Below are 18,491 nucleotides of genomic sequence, written 5' to 3' on the forward strand. Positions count from 1 at the left end.
AGACACACCGTGACCATTGCACTTGTCAGCACATTTTTAACCTATACCTTTATCACAGCCCTAACGCCCGGCCCGAACAATATTCTCGCTCTCAGCTCTGTACACAACTACGGATTTCGCCGCAGCCTGAGGGTTCTTACCGGTATGATCGCCGGATTTTTGATTATCATGCTGCTGTGCGCGCTGTTTACGTACACGCTGCTTCACTTCCTGCCGTCAGTCACCGAATGGCTAACCTACGTAGGTACGGCCTACATTCTCTGGCTAGCGGCAAAAGTTGCCCGAAGCAATCCGACAGCATCTTCTTCCAGTGATGTGCCCATTAGTTTCTGGAGCAGCTTTATGCTGCAGTTTGCTAACGTTAAAATCATTCTCTACGGTATTACAGCACTGTCGACCTTTGTGCTGCCCTATACCCAAAAGCCGGTTTGGATTATTAGCGTCAGCCTGTTGCTGTCGGCTATCGGCACTTTTGGCATCATCTGCTGGGCAGCGATCGGCCACCTTTTTCAGAACGTCTTTCGTCGCTACGGACGAACGGTCAATCTGATTTTAGCCGCCCTGCTGGTCTGGGTCGCTATAGATATGCTGTGGTAGTCATCAATCACAGAAAACTCCTTAAAAGCGCGTTTTGATTACGCCACAAAATACGCCGGTCTCTTTACGCCTTGGCAGCACAGATTAACGATGCCAAGGCGTCCTAACGATGCTATATTACGGAAGACATTGTCTTAAATATTGACTTAAAGGTGTAACGCAACTATGGCAACCGTAGGCATTTTCTTTGGTAGCGACACGGGCAATACGGAAAATATTGCCAAGATGATTCAAAAACAGCTGGGAGCTGACGTCGCTGAGATTCACGACATCGCCAAGAGCAGCAAAGAAGACATCGAACGTTTTAACACACTGCTGCTCGGCATTCCCACGTGGTATTACGGTGAAGCACAGTGCGACTGGGACGACTTCTTCCCAACGCTGGAAGAGATCGACTTTGAAGGCAAGATAGTTGCGATATTCGGCTGCGGCGATCAGGAAGACTATGCAGAGTACTTCTGTGACGCAATGGGCACGATCCGCGACATCATTGAACCTCGCGGCGCCACCATCGTCGGCAACTGGCCTTCTGCCAGCTATCATTTTGAAGCCTCTAAAGGTTTGGCTGATGACAACCACTTTATTGGCCTTGCCATCGACGAAGACCGTCAGCCAGAATTAACCGCTGAGCGCGTTAATGCTTGGGTAAAGCAGATTGTCGAAGAAATGAACCTTGCCTGATTTCCTTTCACTCACTCTCTTTATTGCGAAATAAAAACGCAATTATTCCCGAGTTCCCCAATAGAATAATCATCCTTTTCCGTTAAGGATGGTTATTCATACTTTTATTCTTAAAATTGAATTACTCAATAAAAGTTGAAACACCCTATAATTCACAGGGTGAATTATGACTTTTCAGCTAAAAATTTTTTCAACCTGTGAGCAAGTGCAAAATCAATTTATCGAAGTGTTGATACACTGGTTTTATATATTTCTTAACCTGTTCTATTCTAATTAACACAGAAAGTGTGGAAATAAAAAAACGCCTTGGCGACATTTTTGAGGAAATAATCAAGACGACAATCTATATTTATACTTTCATTCACTCAGGCCATGGAAAGACGAGAGAGAACGCAGTCTCTTTGGGGCTTGAGCGTGAATACTTAGCTATTTATAACACAAATAAGAAAGCTTGACCTGAAAGGATTAAGCCGGGAACAGCAGCTTGGAAAATGGGAGGTATATATCGATCGCTAACGTCACTGTTAATCGAACACAGTCCGATTTATAACAGCATGTATATAGACTTAATTGCTGTCTTTGGCTGGAAACTTTATTTTTAGGGTAACAGTAGTTCTACTTTCTATTCTATTTTTCTTATCGTTTCATTGAAAATGAGGAGGAGCGCTTATGCGCAGCATAGCGTCTCATATTATATGGCTCGCACTCGCTATTCTTGGTGCCTGTGGGCTTGCTATTATTGCCTTAAATAATGGCGAAAAGGTGAATGCCCTCTGGATTGTGGTCGTTGCCGTTTCCGTCTATTTAATTGCCTATCGCTACTACAGTAAGTTTATTGCGGACAAGGTATTAACGCTTGACGCTACGCGTATGACGCCAGCCTACCGCCACAATGACGGTTTGGACTACGTCCCCACCAACAAGTATGTGCTATACGGCCACCACTTCGCCGCTATCGCTGGTGCTGGCCCGCTGGTTGGCCCAGTGCTTGCCGCCCAGATGGGCTACCTACCCGGCATGATCTGGATCCTGGCCGGTGTGGTTCTGGCTGGTGCCGTACAGGACTTTATGGTGCTGTTTGTCTCCACGCGCCGCGACGGTCGCTCTCTCGGTGACCTTGTCAAGGCTGAGTTGGGCCAGGTTCCTGGCATTATTGCCCTGTTCGGCGCGTTCATGATCATGATTATTATTCTGGCCGTACTGGCTCTTATCGTGGTCAAGGCGCTGATCAACAGTCCATGGGGCTTCTTTACCGTAGCTATCACCATTCCTATTGCGCTGTTTATGGGGGTTTATACCCGCTACATTCGACCAGGAAAAATTGGTGAAGTGTCCATCATCGGCTTTGTGTTGCTTATGCTGGCCATCATCTACGGTGGTGAAGTTGCCAAGAGCCCGTCTATCGCCCCCTACTTTACGCTGGACGGCGTAGAGCTGACCTGGGCGCTGATTATCTACGGCGGCATCGCCTCTGTTCTTCCTGTTTGGCTGCTGCTCGCCCCTCGCGACTACCTGTCTACGTTCCTGAAGATCGGTACCATCGTTGGTCTGGCTATCGGCATCGTCTTTATCGCTCCGTCGCTGGAAATGCCGGCAACCACACAGTTTATCGACGGTACTGGGCCGGTATGGGCAGGAAACCTGTTCCCATTCCTGTTCATCACCATCGCCTGTGGCGCGATCTCTGGCTTCCACGCCCTGATTTCTTCAGGTACTACGCCTAAGATGCTGGAAAACGAGTCTCACGCTCGCTTTATCGGCTATGGCGGCATGCTGATGGAATCTTTCGTTGCCATTATGGCGCTGATCGCCGCATGCGTTATCGATCCAGGCGTCTACTTCGCCATGAACAGCCCGCTGGCGGTTCTTGGTCCAACAGTAGACTCTGCCGCTCAGGTGGTTAGCTCTTGGGGCTTTACTGTTACCCCTGAGATTCTGACCCAGTACGCTAAAGACGTCGGCGAAGCCTCTATCGTCTCCCGTGCGGGCGGAGCACCAACGCTGGCTGTCGGCATGGCGCACATCCTGAGTCAGATTACCGGCCCGTCCATGATGGCCTTCTGGTACCACTTCGCCATTCTGTTCGAAGCGCTGTTTATCCTGACGGCCGTTGACGCAGGCACCCGCGCAGGTCGCTTTATGCTGCAAGACCTGATGGGCACCTTCGTTCCCGCTATGAGACGCACTGACTCCTTCGTCGCTAACATTACCGCTACAGGTCTGTGTGTAGCCGCCTGGGGTTACTTCCTCTATCAAGGCGTCGTCGATCCTCTTGGCGGCATCAACACCCTGTGGCCTCTGTTCGGTATTGCAAACCAGATGCTGGCAGCGATTGCCCTCACGCTGTGTGCTGTCGTACTGTTCAAGATGAAGCGGGAAAAATATGCCTGGGTTGCCGTACTGCCAACTATCTTCCTGCTGGTTTGTACGCTGACCGCTGGCTGGCAGAAGGTGTTTGACGCCAACCCGCGCGTTGGCTTCCTGGCGCTGGCCAAGAAGTATCAGGCATCGCTGGACAAGGGTGAAATTCTGGCCCCGGCCAAGTCTCTTGACCAGATGAGCGCGCTGATCTTCAATAACCAGCTTGATGCAGGGCTGACCGTGCTGTTTATGCTGATAACGGTGAGCATCGTGGTGTTTGGCCTTCGCACTGCCTTCCAGGCCAGAGCGAACTCTAAGCCAACCGCCAACGAAGTACCCTACGAGCCGTTACCAAGTTCTGCAACACAAAGCTAATCGTTGATGTACACTAAAAGCAGCCGCAGTTCATTTTTGCGGCTGCTTTCTTAACGATAAAAGGCAACGCTATGTTTGAAGATTTAGCCAAAGTAGGACGCTATCTCGGCCAGGCTGCTCGTCTGATGGTAGGCGTACCTGACTATGATACTTATGTGCAGCACATGCGCCTGACCCATCCCGAACAGGAAGTTATGACGTACGAAGAGTTCTTTCGCGAACGTCAAGAAGCGCGCTACGGCGCCGGTGGCGGGCGCTGCTGTTAATCCGTTAAGATTTTTCTACGCTGAGGTAACACAACCGCAATGACCAGCCACACTCCCCTTCCGGTAACTATTCTGACTGGCTTTTTAGGCTCGGGTAAAACCACGTTAATTAACCACCTGTTGAAACACTACCCTGACGAAAAGCTCGCTATTGTAGAAAACGAGTTTGGCGCAGTCGGTATTGACGGCGGTTTACTTGAGCGAGGCGGTGATATTGAAGTTATTGAGCTGACCAACGGCTGTGTATGCTGTAGCGTCCGAGGTGAATTGACGGAGGCATTGAAAAGCCTGCTGACTCAGCGAGATGCTGGAACCCTTTCCTTTGAGCGTCTGTTACTAGAAACGACGGGCCTTGCCGACCCAGCGCCGATCGTACAAACCTTTTTTGTTGACGACCAGCTGAGAGAGCGTCTGATGCTGGATGCCGTTATCACTCTGGTTGATGCAGAACACGCGCAAAAACAGCTTAGTGAACACCGAGTTGCCGTTTCTCAGGTTGGGTTTGCTGACCGTCTGATCCTGACTAAGCTCGACCGCATAGATGAAGAGGCCAAGCAGCTTCTACTGGAGCGTCTTCGCACCATCAATGGAAAAGCCATTGTCTGTGAAGCCCAAGGGGGCAAACTGGAAAAAGAAGCCTGGATTGGTATTGAAGCCTTTAATCTGGACGAGAACTTCCCCCTTAACGCAACCTTTTCTCCAACATTAAAGAACAGCACCACGCCGCTGCGTTTTCATCCCATTCCTTCTTCAAACACCTCGACTGCACGCTCGTGGAACGACGACATTTCGTCTCACGTCTTTGAGGCGGGAGAGGTGAACGTGAAGCTTATCGGCGCCTTTATGGAAAACGCCATTGAACAACACGGCAACGATATGCTGCGCTACAAGGGCATTCTGGCCATTGCCGGAGAACCGCGTCGCCTTATCGTTCAGGGTGTACATCGCGTTGTTGGGTTTGACTACGGCAGCGAATGGCGGCCAGATGAGGCGCGCAGCACTAAACTGGTTATCATCGGTAGACGTTTGCCCTTAGAGGCATTAGAACAGGCGTTTAAAGCCTGCTCAACTGAAAATCAAGCCAGCGTTCAAGCACCTTAAGTCGATTTTTGTATGAGAAGCTCGGTTGCAACACACGATTCAGCGCCTGATTTAACGTTAGAGTCAATGAATCAGTGATGAAACCTATTGATACTATCGGTTTTTCCAACGCTTTCGAAAGATTTTCATTTAGCGTCTCAGGCTCTATAATGATACATTATACTTTAATTAAGTATCCGCCGGCTGTAGCACGACGCCTCGATTAGGACAATTCGAATGACTGATAACAATACCGCACTGAAGAAAGCAGGACTCAAAGTAACGCTTCCTCGCCTTAAGATTCTGGAAATTCTTCAGGAGCCCGAGAACCATCACGTCAGCGCCGAAGACCTCTACAAAAGGCTGATCGATATGGGCGAAGAGATTGGTTTAGCGACGGTCTATCGCGTATTAAACCAGTTTGATGACGCCGGAATAGTGACTCGCCACAGCTTTGAAGGCGGAAAGTCCGTTTTTGAACTGACGCAAAAGCATCACCACGATCACCTTATCTGCTTGGACTGCGGTAAAGTCATTGAATTCAGCGATGAGTTTATTGAACAGCGACAGCATGAGATTTCTGAAAAGTACAACATCAAGCTGACCAACCACAGCCTTTATCTGTACGGTAAATGCAGCAGCGGCGACTGTCGTAAAGACGAAACAGCTCACAACCCCAAAGCTTAATCACACCCTTTTCTACAAACCACCTGCTTTAGCGGGTGGTCACCCGTTTAGTCTTCTTCCCTATTCCTACTCGTCTCTTTCGGCAATCTGCCGATTGACGTGACTTTGCCTGTCTTATTCACCGCTTTAATAGGCAATTTGGTTTACACTCAACGCAAAAAAACAGCGCAGGTTTATCACCTGCGCTGCTTATCAATACGACTGTTGGCGTTTTATCTGGCATGTTGAAACGCCTTCAAGACCAACTCATTAGAACTGGTATTTCACACCCAAATTAACCGACGTATCGCTGTAGCCGTGATTTCCCACCTGCTGTGCAACGTTAGACCACAGAGCAACGTTCTTGCTCAACTGCCCTTCCGTACCCAGCTTCAGTTCACCCACATTGCGGCTGCCCGCCTGATTCAGACGGCTTCCGTTCATCACTACGCCCGGCTCTTTGCTGTTGTACAGCCAGTTGGCTTCAGCATAAACGGTAAACTGTGCGGCTTTTTCACTTGCCGGAGCGGTGACGCCATCTCGGGATAGCTTAAAACCTAAGCGGGTTTGTAGGTTATCGTGCCCATCGCTTTGGATGCGCGTGCCGTTCTTCTCCCAGTGCGTGTCAGCCTTCAGACCGTTCCAGGTCAGTTGCCCCTGCGGGGTGATAAAGACCGACGAAATGTCGCTCTGGTAGATCGGCATCCGATAGCCCATCTCTACTGACGCGCTGTAGCCCTTAATGCTGTAGGTTTCCGGGGACATCTCTTCACCGTTGACCGATGCATCCAGCCAGCTGTAGTTGACCCAGCTGTCCACATATGCGCCGTTCAGCGTGTTGGCATTTTGATACCACGTGCCGTACAGGCCGGCGTTGTAGCCCTTCACATTGCCTTTAGACGAATAGCCGCTCACCGTTGAATGAGTATTGGTTTGCGCTCTGCCGTACCCGACCATGACGCCAAGACCCAGTCGGCTTTCGTTGCCGAGGTCAAGGCCCATAATTTCACCGCCGCCCTGCACCACATAGCGATTGGTCTGGTTGCGCAGCTGCCCTGAACTGTCGCGAAAACGCGTGTGGGAACCCACCTGACGCAGCCACATGCTGGAGTTCTCCGCACGACCTTCGCGATCTTCCAGACGCAGGTTAAACAGGGTGTTTGCCGCTGCGATGTTCCCCATATAGCTTCCCGCTTCAGGGCGGTAAACCGGGGTTTTCTTGTCTGCTGGCGCAGGTGCCGGATCTTCCCCACCCGGCGTCGGCTCAGGCGTTGGAGTTGGCTCTGGTGTTGGAGTTGGTTCCGGCTCCGGAGGTGGCTCAGGGATCAGCTCAGAACGCAAGAACCAGCCGCCGTTGTCTTTATGCAGGAAGTACTCGAACGCACCGCCAATGGCACGACCGTCTAGGGTAAACTCTCCATCGTCAGACTGGCCGCTGACGCTAACCACTTCGATACCCTGAGTGGTCACGGCTCCAGCGCCGTTGACATTGGTCACGCGGATCTTGCTCTCTCCCGAATAGTCACCGTTAATCAGCAGCTTATCCGTAAGTGAATCGTCGTCTTCCAGAACGGTATTCAGCGCAAAAGTACCGCCATAGCCAACGTAGTCGCCGTTGATGGTTAAGGTTTTAAAACCGCTGCCGTCCTCCGGAGAAGAAAACGCTACCGTGCCCCGGTTTATCAAACTGCTAACCGTTGAGCTGCCGTTCATGTTCCATACGCTGTTTTCATCAATATCCAACAGGTTAATTCTAGAGAAGGCTGTGGTCAGATCGGAGCCATTGCGCAGCGCCACGCGAAGATCGCGATCGCTCTGTTGAGTATTGAGCAGAATATTCCCTGTCATTCGCGACCCATCAAGAGACACGGACACTTTATCGGCAAGCTGGCGGTTAGTGTTGGTATTGTTAAGCGTGATGTCGCCTACCAGCTCTGCTCCGTTCGTCAGGCTGACGTCAAGCGTCGAATTACGGTGATTCACCGAGTTAGCCTTATCAAGATTGATATTGCCGTTCATCAGTGAGTTGTTTAGCGTCACGCCCAGTTTGGTTTCCTGCGTACCTCGGGACTGCAGAGACGAAAAGAGGATATTGCCGTTAATGGTACTCCCTTCGCGGATGTCCAGCGTCGACTGGTCGCTGATACTGTTCGTGCTGTTGTCAGCAATATAAATCGCTACGTTATCCCGACCGCCGACCAGCGTCGTGCCCTGCACGTTCAGATCCAGATTGCCGTTCTGATTGCGCACGGCGTAGCCGTCCTGCGCCTCAATGTAGCTGTCTTTAATCGTCATGGCGCTTTCGCCGCCGCGGAAATTAAAGTTGACCCCGTGGCTGTCGCTTCCGGTCAAAAATAGTCGGCTGCCCTCAAGATATGCCGTTGCGCCATTTTCTACGTTCATTCCCAACGAACGAGTACCGGAAATTTCAGCCATCACGCCGCGGGCGTTGATTTCAGAACCTAACTCTTTCGCCCACAGCCCGGTAGACTTATCGCCCGTTGAGGTCAGGGTCATTCCATAAATATCGACAATGGAGTTTGCCGCTGCTGCCATCACGCCAGTGCTGTTCTCTCCTGACTGGTTTATTTTTACACCGATAGCGTCAACAGTAGTGTTTACTTGATTGGTATAGTGGTAGTTACCGGAATATAGCCCCACTCCCCCCTGATTATGGTCAACATAAATTCCGGTGGAGCTATCCCCTTCGGAATTAAGTCCGCTGTTTTCCAACGTTATATGCGCACCCGCAGCAACATACACGTTTGTTGAATTGTTATATCGGGTGGTGATAAAGGAACTCTCTGCCGACGCTCCGCCAAAATAATGTCTGTCTCGGGTATCTTTTATCAGAATGCCAATACTGCTGGTCGCTGTCGGGGCACCATCAACTTTATACATATCAATTCTGACGTTATTCAGAGTAGCCTGTGATTTACCGAAACCTAAAAAACCCGCTAATCCATAGCCGTAACCATTTAATGAGGACCGAACGATTATATCGGTATCCTCTACAACGGCACTCATTACTCTGGTCTCATATTTACTGGATGCATTCGTATCCCAACTCATAGAGAGCGCCGTATTTGTTGTCTCTATCCGACTTCCCTCTACCTCCAGCAGTCCGCCCATCCTTACACTAATGCCCGAATCACCCGATGTAATATGAGTATTCTTTATTGACATCGATGAACTGTCAGTGCTGGTTGAGTTTAAGTCGGTAACTGAGATATTTCCCTTGTCCCCCATCGCGATCGAGGAGTTTTCAACAGTAATTCTTCCCGCATGGTGGGCTAGAAGAGCGCGGGCAAAAGTATTAATGGTAGAGTCGCTGATCTCAATCAACGAGCCCTCACCCACTGCTCTAAGTGCACTATAATAATTATACGAATCTATAGAGGTATTAGGGTTATCAGTGCGGTCGTTGATATGGTAAGCATCAACGTTTTTTAATCGTATCGCACTACCAGCGTAAGCCACGCCTAAAACAACGAGATCCCGTGCAAATAAATTAGTTGACAGAGGTCGATGTGATTCTAATACGATACGGTTGTTTTCATCACCGTAGCCGTGAATTTCCCCACCGCCTGATGCGCTCAATACCTGATAGTATCTGCCGCCTGCTGTCAAACCCGAACCAACGTAGACCGTGCTACCATTATGTAGATAGCTTTGCCCGGGGTTCAAAGTAGCAACATCTTCAGCCTCTGTTACCCAAAGACTGGCCTGATTAGAAACCGAAGATTGCCAAATACTGGCCTGAGCGGTAAATGAAGTAAGGCAGGAAAATATAGAGACAGCTAATAATTTCCTTTTAAATTTTAATGAATTAAAATCCATTTCAAAAATCCCTCTTTATGAACTTATATAACCACTAAGTCATTGATAACCTGTGCACATATACACTTCTTAGAGAAAGCAGAAAATACCCTATGCATCAATATCCATAATCAGTCACATAAAGGTGCATTTATGAATCATAATCCTAATCATTTTAAAATCTTCAGAATATAAATTCACTCTCTTACAAAAAATCCCATTTTAAAAATTACGGCCACCGACAAAAAAGAACATGCACCCAATAAATAACCATAAATAATTATATAACTCTAATTTATTTGTATATTTCGAAATTATAGATCGATATTTGTTTCAATGAAAGAAAAAAAAGAATCAGAAAAGAAAAATTATCAGAAATTAATTTATTTTTCAATCTGATAATGATTTAAAAAGTAAAAATAAAAACCCCAAATAGATACGCATTCAAAGAAAAACCCCCTATATAATCTTCAAAAAAATTCCTTACTAGCAATGCATTCATCAACACATAATATTTAACATGAAACTATTATCACGAAAACAATAAAAATATACCCTACATTAAAAAAACACAAAAATAACAAAGACAACGCGTATCACTAGGATAAAAACAACATTAAAAATCCCCATAAAAAACAAATAACAACCTACCACCAACGCTTAGGAATCACTAGCCATTTATACAAAAACAGGGTAACTTAAAGAATGAACTACGCCTTTACCAAACAACCCCTGCATGTACAAAGAAGTAGGTATTACTGTGCTGCGGACGTAACGATAGCCCACTGCTGATGCTGTGAGGGAATAGACAAAAAAAGCGCCGGCTTATCGCCAGCGCTTCTATTGCTCTAAGTGTTTGCGCTTTCATCAAGCGCCTTTAGGGACGTTTTATAACAATATGTTAGAACTGATATTTGATACCAAGGTTAACAGACGTATCGCTATTACGCTCTCGCACCGCGAGATGCAGCAATAATAAGATGAAAGTTTAGCGATTGCTGAATGCCATCGGCCATGGAAGAAAATAGACAAAAAAATGCACCTCTACTCGTTGAATACTCAACTTTTGAGGTGCAGCTTACAGTACTTCTCAGATATTGCTTTTTTATGCCTTAGGCAGCGTTCGCCGCGCCCCAGGTGTCTCTTAAGCCAACGGTTTTGTTAAAGACCAGCGCATCCGCCTTAGAGTGGCGCGCGTCCGCACAGAAATAGCCTTCACGCTCAAACTGATAAGCAAACTGCGGCTTAGCCTCTTTCAGGCTCGGCTCAACAAAGCCGTGAACCACCCTCAGCGACTCAGGGTTAATCGTTGACAGGAAGTCATCTGCGGCCCCCGGGTTGGCAACGCTAAACAGACGATCGTAAAGCCGAAATTCTGCCGGAACCGCATGAGCTGCAGATACCCAGTGAATAACGCCCTTAACCTTACGCCCGTCCGCCGGATCTTTACTCAGCGTGTCTGCGTCGTGGCTACAGTAAATAGTCGTAATATTGCCCTGAGCATCTTTCTCAATTCGCTCAGCTTTAATCACGTAGGCGTGTCTTAAGCGAACCTCTTTACCCAGTACCAGACGCTTATACTGCTTGTTGGCCTCTTCACGGAAGTCAGCACGGTCAATATACACTTCGTTGCTAAACGGCACCTGACGCGCCCCCATTTCAGGTCGACTAGGATGGGCGCTAAGAGTTAACATCTCTTCATGACCCTGAGGCAGGGTTTCAATCACAACTTTTACCGGATCCAGTACGGCCATAGCGCGAGGCGCATTCTCATTCAGGTCGTCACGAATACAGGTTTCCAGCGCCACCATTTCCACGTTGTTTTCCTGCTTGGTCACACCGATTCGACGGCAGAACTCGCGGATGGCCGAAGCGGTATAGCCGCGACGACGAAGGCCGGAAATTGTCGGCATACGCGGGTCGTCCCATCCCTCTACGATCTTTTCTGTCACCAGCAGGTTCAGCTTGCGCTTGGACATGATGGCATATTCCAGATTCAGGCGAGAAAACTCGTACTGGCGCGGATGACAAGGAATAGTGATATTGTCTAGCACCCAGTCGTACAAACGGCGGTTGTCTTGAAACTCCAGCGTACACAGGGAATGAGTAATGCCTTCCAGCGCATCGGAAATGCAGTGGGTAAAGTCGTACATCGGGTAGATGCACCACTTGTTGCCGGTCTGATGATGTTCAGCAAACTTAATGCGGTAAATAACCGGATCGCGCATAACGATAAACGACGATGCCATATCGATTTTAGCGCGCAGACAGGCAGCGCCTTCGGCGAATTCACCGCTCTTCATTTTTTCAAACAGCGCCAGGTTCTCTTCTACGCTGCGATCGCGATATGGGCTGTTTTTACCGGGCTGAGTTAGCGTGCCGCGGTACTCGCGCATCTCTTCAGCGGACAGCTCATCTACATAGGCCAGGCCTTTGTTAATCAGCTCCAGTGCGTACTGATAAAGCTGCTCAAAGTAGTCAGACGAATAGCGCACTGCGCCATCCCAGTGGAAGCCCAGCCACTCTACGTCAGTCTTGATGGACTCGACGTACTCGACGTCTTCTTTAACCGGGTTGGTATCGTCAAAGCGCAGGTTACAGCGCCCTTGATAGTCCTGTGCGATGCCAAAGTTCAGACAAATAGACTTGGCGTGGCCAATGTGCAGATAACCGTTTGGCTCGGGCGGGAAGCGGGTTACAACGGTAGTGTGCTTACCCGATGCCAGATCTTCATCAATAATATGGCGAATAAAGTTAGTCGGGCGGACTTCGGCCTCACTCATTTATAATTTTCCTCTGTGCAAAAAAGTGCAAAAGCGCTCACGGCGTATAACCGCATATCATCTAACAACGCCCCGCCGGACACAACCGTTAGTTATGCCCAGAGGTCGCTTTCCTAATAAAAATGATAAGAATAATGACGACTTGCACCATAGAAAAGAGAAGCTTCAGGATCTCTATGTATAAAAAAGCGGGAAGGTTTCCCTTCCCGCTTAAGCGATGAGCCAAACTGACTGTGGGGTTACTTAACCCTGAATATCAAACAGCCTGGTTTGACCGGCCACGACGCTGCCGCCGGCAACGTCTGTCAGGCCTTTAAAGTCGTCGATGTTGCTGACCACTACCGGGCTAATGATAGACGCTGCATTCAGCGTCAGATATTCCAAATCAAGCTCCAGCACCGGATCGCCAGCCTTCACTTCCGCACCCTCTTCAGCAAGACGCTTAAAGCCCTGACCGCCAAGTTTCACGGTATCGATACCGATATGAACAACCACTTCTGCGCCGTCCTCAGTTTCCAGACAGAAAGCATGGTTAGTGCCGAAAATCTTCACGAGTGTACCATTTGCCGGAGCAACGACCGTCTTGTCCGTAGGACGAATGGCGATACCGTCACCGACAGCACCACTGGCAAAAGCTTCATCAGGAACGTCGCTCAGCGCGACGGTTTCACCGGTAATGGGCGAAACGAGCGTGCTAACGCGGGTCGTCTCTGCTTTTTTCGCTTCCACTTTTGTTTCAGCTGTCGCGCTTTCCTGAGCCTTGACGGCCGCCGGAGCTACAGAGCCCTTTGGCGCACTGCCGGAGGCAATCAGTTTACGCATGCTGTCGGCAATAGATTCCGCTTTCGCGCCTACGACGATCTGAATGCTTTGCTTGTTCAGTTTCACCACGCCTGCAGCGCCAAGGTGTTTAGCCGCCGCAGAGTCAACCAGCCCAGAGTCCTTCACGGTCAGGCGCAGGCGAGTAATACAGGCGTCGATACCCGTCAGGTTGTCGCTACCGCCAATCGCGCCGATGTAGCCGTTGGCCAAACCGTCCAGACCTTCTTCCGTATTGCTGTTTTCCGGTGAGTTCTCATCCTGAACGACGTCTTCACGGCCCGGCGTTTTCAGATTGAGTACGCGAATAATGACGGAGAACAGTACAAAGTAGACGACAAACGCCACCACACCCATCACTAACAGCATCCAGACGTTGCTGCTGGCGGCCGGGAGTTTAAACATCAGAGCGTAGTCGATAGCCCCTGCGGAGAAGGTAAAGCCCGCATGAATACCTAATGCCGTCGCGATGTACATACTGATACCCGTCAGCACTGCGTGAACGAGATACAGCAGCGGCGCCAGGAACATAAACATGAATTCGATAGGCTCAGTCACCCCTGTCAGGAACGCAGTCAGCGCAACAGACAGCAGCAGCCCGCCCACGGAAGAACGGCGCTCTGGCTTGGCAGCCAGATACATAGCAAACGCCGCACCCGGCAGGCCGAACATCATGATCGGGAAGAAGCCCGACATGAACATCCCTGCGGTAGCATCACCGTTATAGAAACGGTTGATATCGCCGTGGAACACTTGACCGGCCGCATTGGTAAAGTCACCAATCTGGAACCAGGCAATGGTGTTCAGCACCTGATGCAGACCGGTTGGGATCAGCAGACGGTTAACAAAACCGAAGATACCAGAGCCAAGCGCGCCCTGTGACACAATCCACTCACCGCCTTTCGCAATAGCTAACTGAACCGGCGGCCACACATAGCCAAAGATCCCCGCCAAAATCAGACAGAAGAATCCAGTTGCAATGGGCACAAAGCGCTTGCCGCCAAAGAAGCTCAAAAAGTCAGGCAGCTTGATGTCGCTCCAGCGGTTATACACCATGCCGCCAATCAGGCCGGAGATAATACCCGCCAGCACGCCCATATTGATGCTCGCTTCAATCGTCACTGTTGCTTTAGTGAGGATGAAGAACCCCACAGCGCCAGCAAGTGCGGCAGAGCCCGCGTTGTCTTTAGACCAGGTTGCTGCAACGCCGATGGCGAAGATCAGCGCCAGGTTGTCGAAAATCGCCGCCCCGGCCTGTGCCATAAACGGCAGATTCAACAGATCTGGCTGGCCAAACCGCAGCAGCAGCGCTGCTACGGGCAGTACAGCGATCGGCAACTGTAGCGATCGCCCTAGCCGTTGAAAAAACCCAAGTATATTCACCTTGCTTCCCCCTGCTTACCCTGAGTGAGACGTTATTTTTATGCTCAGCGTCGGTTCAACTTAATGTGTTTGTCCGCCGCTGACGAAGTTGAAATAGGTCTATTAGGTATAACCGATTTATAGTGTAAAAAATATATTTCGCATCACAAATTAAAAGCTTCTATTTTGTGATGAGAATCACTAAACAGCTCAATAATTATTCTAATCATCTGGCCTTGCATCGCCACTTATTTTATGATTTAAAATATCAGTTATCCACGTGAGAACGTGTGCTATCGGCACTGAGGCACTATAGTCAATGCATCAGTACGCGGCGTTCATCTTCACGTATGAGTTTCACGTATGAGTATAGACTCGTTACGTCTTTAAGAGGTTCTAAAATGAGACTTATTCCATTGGAAAGCGCGCAGGATGTCGGCTTATGGTCAGCTCGCCATATTGTTAACCGCATTAACGCCTTTAAACCGACCGCTGAACGCCCCTTTGTCCTCGGCCTTCCCACTGGCAGTACGCCGCTAAAAACCTATGTTCGACTTATCGAACTCTACAAAGCGGGTGAAGTCAGCTTCAAACACGTTGTGACGTTTAATATGGATGAATACGTCGGGCTGGAGGAAACGCATCCTCAAAGCTACCACACCTTTATGTATGAAAACTTTTTCAGCCATATCGATATCCAGCCAGAAAATATCAACCTGCTTGACGGCTGTGCTGAAGACGTTCAGGCCGAATGCCAGCGCTATGAAGATAAAATCAAATCCTACGGCAAGATAAACCTGTTTATGGGCGGCGTCGGCAATGACGGTCATATTGCCTTCAACGAGCCGGCGTCCTCCCTCTCTTCACGCACTCGGATTAAAACCCTCACGGAAGACACTCGTATCGCCAACTCGCGCTTTTTTGATAACGATATCAACAAAGTGCCTAAGTATGCGCTGACGATCGGTGTTGGCACATTGCTGGATTCAGAAGAGATCATGATTTTGGTGACTGGCCCTAACAAGGCGCTAGCGCTAGAAGCGGCTGTTGAAGGCTGCGTCAATCACCTGTGGACGGTTTCAGCACTGCAGCTTCATCCCAAGTCCATTCTGGTTTGTGACGAACCAGCCACCATGGAGCTGAAAATGAAAACCGTGAAGTACTTCCGCGAACTGGAAGCAGAAAACATTAAGAAGCTATAGCCTGTTGTAGGGGGTTTATGATGTACGCACTCGCTCATGGTCGGATCTATACCGGTCACGATATTCTTGACGGCTACGCTGTGGTCGTAGACGACGGTCTTATCCAGCAGGTTTGCCCTATTGACACCCTTCCTGCCGGCATTGAAACCATTGACCTTCAGGGCGCCACGCTGTCTCCAGGGTTTATTGACCTTCAGCTCAACGGCTGCGGCGGTGTGCAGTTTAATGACTCGCTGGAAAATATCTCTGAGAAAACGTTAGAGATCATGCAGGCCGCTAACGAGAAATCCGGCTGTACCAGCTATCTTCCCACGCTGATTACCTGCAGCGATGAGTACATGAAGCACGCGGTTGGCGTCATGCGCCGCTACCTTGCAGGCAGTCACAATCAGGCTTTAGGGCTTCATCTGGAAGGGCCCTATATTAACGTCGTCAAGAAGGGGACACACAATCCTGACTTTATCCGTAAGCCGAACGACGCCATGATTGACTACCTGTGCGATAACGCTGATGTTATTGCAAAAATCACGCTGGCACCCGAACAGGTTGACGGTAGCGTTATTCGTAAACTGGTTGCTTCCGGTATCACGGTGTCCGCCGGGCATTCTAACGCCAGCTATGAGCAGGCTCGAGCGGGTTTCGCTGCCGGTATAGGCTTCGCAACTCACCTGTACAACGCTATGCCCTATCTGACAGGGCGTGAACCCGGCCTTATTGGCGCTATTTTCGATACGCCAGAAGCCTATACTGGCGTTATTGCTGACGGCTATCACGTGGCCTGGCCCAGCATTCGCAACGCGAAAAAGCTAAAGGGCGAACGCCTAGTGCTGGTGACGGATGCCACTGCCGCCGCGGGCGCGGATATCGACCACTTTATTTTTGCGGGTAAACCCGTATATTATCGCGATGGTAAATGCGTTGACGCAAACGGCACGCTGAGCGGCTCTGCTCTCACCATGATCGACGCTGTCGCCAACAGCGTTCGGCACGTGGGGATCGCTCTTGACGAAGCGCTTCGTATGGCAACGCTCTACCCCGCACGCGCTATCGGCGCGGACGGTCGACTAGGCAGCATTGAAGCCGGCAAAGTCGCCAACCTCACCGCGTTTACTCACGACTTCAAAATCATGCATACCTGGGTTAACGGCAAACTCAGCGGGCAAAAATAAAATAGCAGCAGAGGTAACGATGACGACGGACGGCCAAATTGGCAATATCGATCTGGTAAAACAGCTAAATGGCGCCGTCGTTTATCGGCTTATCGATCAGCAGGGCCCTATTTCACGTATTCAAATTGCTGAACTCAGCCAGCTCGCACCTGCCAGCATTACTAAAATTACCCGCCAGCTGTTAGAGCGAGGCCTGATAAAAGAGGTTGAACAGCAGGCTTCTACCGGCGGGCGGCGAGCCGTCTCTATCGTTTCTGAATACCGCCATTTTCACAGCATCGCTGTACGCCTTGGAAGAAATAACGCCACGGTCGCGCTTTACAATCTCGGCGGCAAAGCGCTGGCTGAAGAGCATTACACCCTGCCAGAACGCACTCAAAGCGAGCTGGAAACCAGTCTGATAGAAGCCATCTCCCGCTTTATTGACGCCTACAGCAGTAAAATACGCGAGCTTATCGCCATTGCCGTTTCGCTTCCTGGGTTGGTCGATCCGGAAAGCGGTGTGGTCAAATACATGCCGCACATTTCAGTCGCCAACTGGTCTTTAGGGCAGGTTCTGAAAGAGCGGTTTAACGTCAGCTGTTTTATCGGACACGATATCCGCAGCCTGGCGCTGGCGGAGCACTATTTTGGTGCTACCAAGGACTGCGAAGACTCTATGCTAGTGAGGATCCACCGAGGAACGGGCGCTGGCTTTATTATTAACGGCCAAATTTTTCTCGGCAAAAACCGCAACGTAGGCGAACTGGGGCACATACAGATAGACCCGCTCGGCGAGCGCTGCTACTGCGGCAACTTCGGCTGCCTAGAAACCGTCGCGACCAATTCGGCCATTGAGCAGCGGGTTCGTCGGCTGCTCAATCAGGGCTATGCCAGCAGATTAACGCCGAATGACTGCACAATTTCCTCAATTTGCAAAGCTGCCAACAAAGGTGATGAGCTGGCTATCAACGTTATTGACGACGTGGGTCGACAGCTGGGTAAAGTTATTTCTCAGGCGGTTAACCTGTTTAATCCACAAAAAGTGGTTATTGCGGGTGACATTATTGAAGCGCAGAAAGTGCTGGTTAACGCCATTCAGCGCTGCATTGACCATCAGGTGCTGCCTAACTTTCGACAGAATCTTCCCGTCGTGACGACTCTTCTCGATCATCGTTCAGCTATTGGATCTTTCGCGCTGGTTAAGCGCGCCATGCTCAACGGCTCTCTGCTTCAGCAGCTTTTAGGCGACAGCGCCGACTAACCTTCCCCTTTCGCCAGCGCACCGCGCTGGCGCACTGAGTCTGATCTTTCACTGTTCTGTGCACTGCT

The 18,491-nt window shown here is 49.8% G+C and carries 12 protein-coding genes; 9 read left to right on the forward strand and 3 right to left on the reverse strand.

From position 1 onward, the window contains the following. The first annotated feature begins 9 nt into the window (after nucleotides 1-9). From eamB to fur, 6 genes are all read left to right on the forward strand, one after another. Nucleotides 10-597, forward strand: coding sequence for a cysteine/O-acetylserine transporter (eamB, locus tag DQM29_RS10740; protein WP_111740694.1), 588 nt, complete (start codon nucleotides 10-12; stop codon nucleotides 595-597). A 165-nt stretch (nucleotides 598-762) separates the two neighbouring features. Further along, nucleotides 763-1,278, forward strand: a complete 516-nt coding sequence (gene fldA, locus DQM29_RS10745) for a flavodoxin FldA (protein ID WP_111740695.1) — start codon at nucleotides 763-765, stop codon at nucleotides 1,276-1,278. Nucleotides 1,279-1,947: 669 nt separating this feature from the next. After that, nucleotides 1,948-4,014: a carbon starvation CstA family protein gene (locus DQM29_RS10750; protein ID WP_111740696.1), complete on the forward strand. Its 2,067-nt coding sequence runs from the start codon at nucleotides 1,948-1,950 to the stop codon at nucleotides 4,012-4,014. A 71-nt stretch (nucleotides 4,015-4,085) separates the two neighbouring features. Then, nucleotides 4,086-4,280: a YbdD/YjiX family protein gene (locus tag DQM29_RS10755; protein WP_111740697.1), complete on the forward strand. Its 195-nt coding sequence runs from the start codon at nucleotides 4,086-4,088 to the stop codon at nucleotides 4,278-4,280. Nucleotides 4,281-4,319: 39 nt separating this feature from the next. Further along, complete coding sequence (locus DQM29_RS10760; protein WP_111740698.1) at nucleotides 4,320-5,381, forward strand: CobW family GTP-binding protein; 1,062 nt, start codon at nucleotides 4,320-4,322, stop codon at nucleotides 5,379-5,381. Between the two features lie 216 nt (nucleotides 5,382-5,597). Further along, a complete protein-coding gene (gene fur / locus DQM29_RS10765) occupies nucleotides 5,598-6,047 on the forward strand; it encodes a ferric iron uptake transcriptional regulator (protein WP_111740699.1) in 450 nt (149 codons plus the stop codon). Between the two features lie 249 nt (nucleotides 6,048-6,296). On the opposite strand, the gene DQM29_RS10770 is transcribed toward fur, so the two are convergent. The 3 genes from DQM29_RS10770 to nagE all read right to left on the reverse strand — a co-directional run bounded on the left by DQM29_RS10770 (nucleotide 6,297) and on the right by nagE (nucleotide 14,830). Then, on the reverse strand, nucleotides 6,297-8,927 hold the full coding sequence (locus DQM29_RS10770; protein WP_170126523.1) for an autotransporter family protein: 2,631 nt from the start codon (nucleotides 8,925-8,927) through the stop codon (nucleotides 6,297-6,299). Between the two features lie 2,030 nt (nucleotides 8,928-10,957). Continuing rightward, nucleotides 10,958-12,628 (reverse strand): glutamine--tRNA ligase, encoded by a 1,671-nt coding sequence (gene glnS, locus DQM29_RS10775; protein ID WP_111740701.1) that lies wholly within the window; start codon nucleotides 12,626-12,628, stop codon nucleotides 10,958-10,960. A gap of 243 nt (nucleotides 12,629-12,871) precedes the next feature. Then, complete coding sequence (nagE, locus tag DQM29_RS10780; protein ID WP_111740702.1) at nucleotides 12,872-14,830, reverse strand: PTS N-acetyl glucosamine transporter subunit IIABC; 1,959 nt, start codon at nucleotides 14,828-14,830, stop codon at nucleotides 12,872-12,874. A gap of 380 nt (nucleotides 14,831-15,210) precedes the next feature. On the opposite strand from nagE, the gene nagB reads away from it, so the two are divergent. Genes nagB through nagC form a run of 3 tightly spaced genes read left to right on the forward strand, consistent with a single transcriptional unit; the run spans nucleotide 15,211 to nucleotide 18,423 of the window. After that, the gene (gene nagB / locus DQM29_RS10785) at nucleotides 15,211-16,011 is read left to right on the forward strand and encodes a glucosamine-6-phosphate deaminase (RefSeq protein WP_111740703.1); all 801 of its coding nucleotides are present in this window, start codon (nucleotides 15,211-15,213) and stop codon (nucleotides 16,009-16,011) included. A 20-nt stretch (nucleotides 16,012-16,031) separates the two neighbouring features. Beyond that, a complete protein-coding gene (nagA, locus tag DQM29_RS10790; protein ID WP_111740704.1) occupies nucleotides 16,032-17,180 on the forward strand; it encodes an N-acetylglucosamine-6-phosphate deacetylase in 1,149 nt (382 codons plus the stop codon). Nucleotides 17,181-17,199: 19 nt separating this feature from the next. After that, nucleotides 17,200-18,423, forward strand: coding sequence for a DNA-binding transcriptional regulator NagC (nagC, locus tag DQM29_RS10795; protein WP_111740705.1), 1,224 nt, complete (start codon nucleotides 17,200-17,202; stop codon nucleotides 18,421-18,423). Nucleotides 18,424-18,491: the final 68 nt, after the last annotated feature.

The sequence above is a fragment of the Leminorella richardii genome, assembly GCF_900478135.1.
Taxonomy (GTDB): Bacteria; Pseudomonadota; Gammaproteobacteria; order Enterobacterales; family Enterobacteriaceae; genus Leminorella; species Leminorella richardii.

Bases quoted from the DNA above. Each gene is read 5' to 3' on its own strand.
- DQM29_RS10770 (WP_170126523.1), bottom strand. From the start codon at position 8,927: ATGTATAAAGTTGATGGTGCCCCGACAGCGACCAGCAGTATTGGCATT.
- DQM29_RS10760 (WP_111740698.1), top strand. From the start codon at position 4,320: ATGACCAGCCACACTCCCCTTCCGGTAACTATTCTGACTGGCTTTTTA.
- glnS (WP_111740701.1), bottom strand. From the start codon at position 12,628: ATGAGTGAGGCCGAAGTCCGCCCGACTAACTTTATTCGCCATATTATT.
- DQM29_RS10750 (WP_111740696.1), top strand. From the start codon at position 1,948: ATGCGCAGCATAGCGTCTCATATTATATGGCTCGCACTCGCTATTCTT.
- nagB (WP_111740703.1), top strand. From the start codon at position 15,211: ATGAGACTTATTCCATTGGAAAGCGCGCAGGATGTCGGCTTATGGTCA.
- nagA (WP_111740704.1), top strand. From the start codon at position 16,032: ATGTACGCACTCGCTCATGGTCGGATCTATACCGGTCACGATATTCTT.
- DQM29_RS10755 (WP_111740697.1), top strand. From the start codon at position 4,086: ATGTTTGAAGATTTAGCCAAAGTAGGACGCTATCTCGGCCAGGCTGCT.
- nagC (WP_111740705.1), top strand. From the start codon at position 17,200: ATGACGACGGACGGCCAAATTGGCAATATCGATCTGGTAAAACAGCTA.
- fldA (WP_111740695.1), top strand. From the start codon at position 763: ATGGCAACCGTAGGCATTTTCTTTGGTAGCGACACGGGCAATACGGAA.
- fur (WP_111740699.1), top strand. From the start codon at position 5,598: ATGACTGATAACAATACCGCACTGAAGAAAGCAGGACTCAAAGTAACG.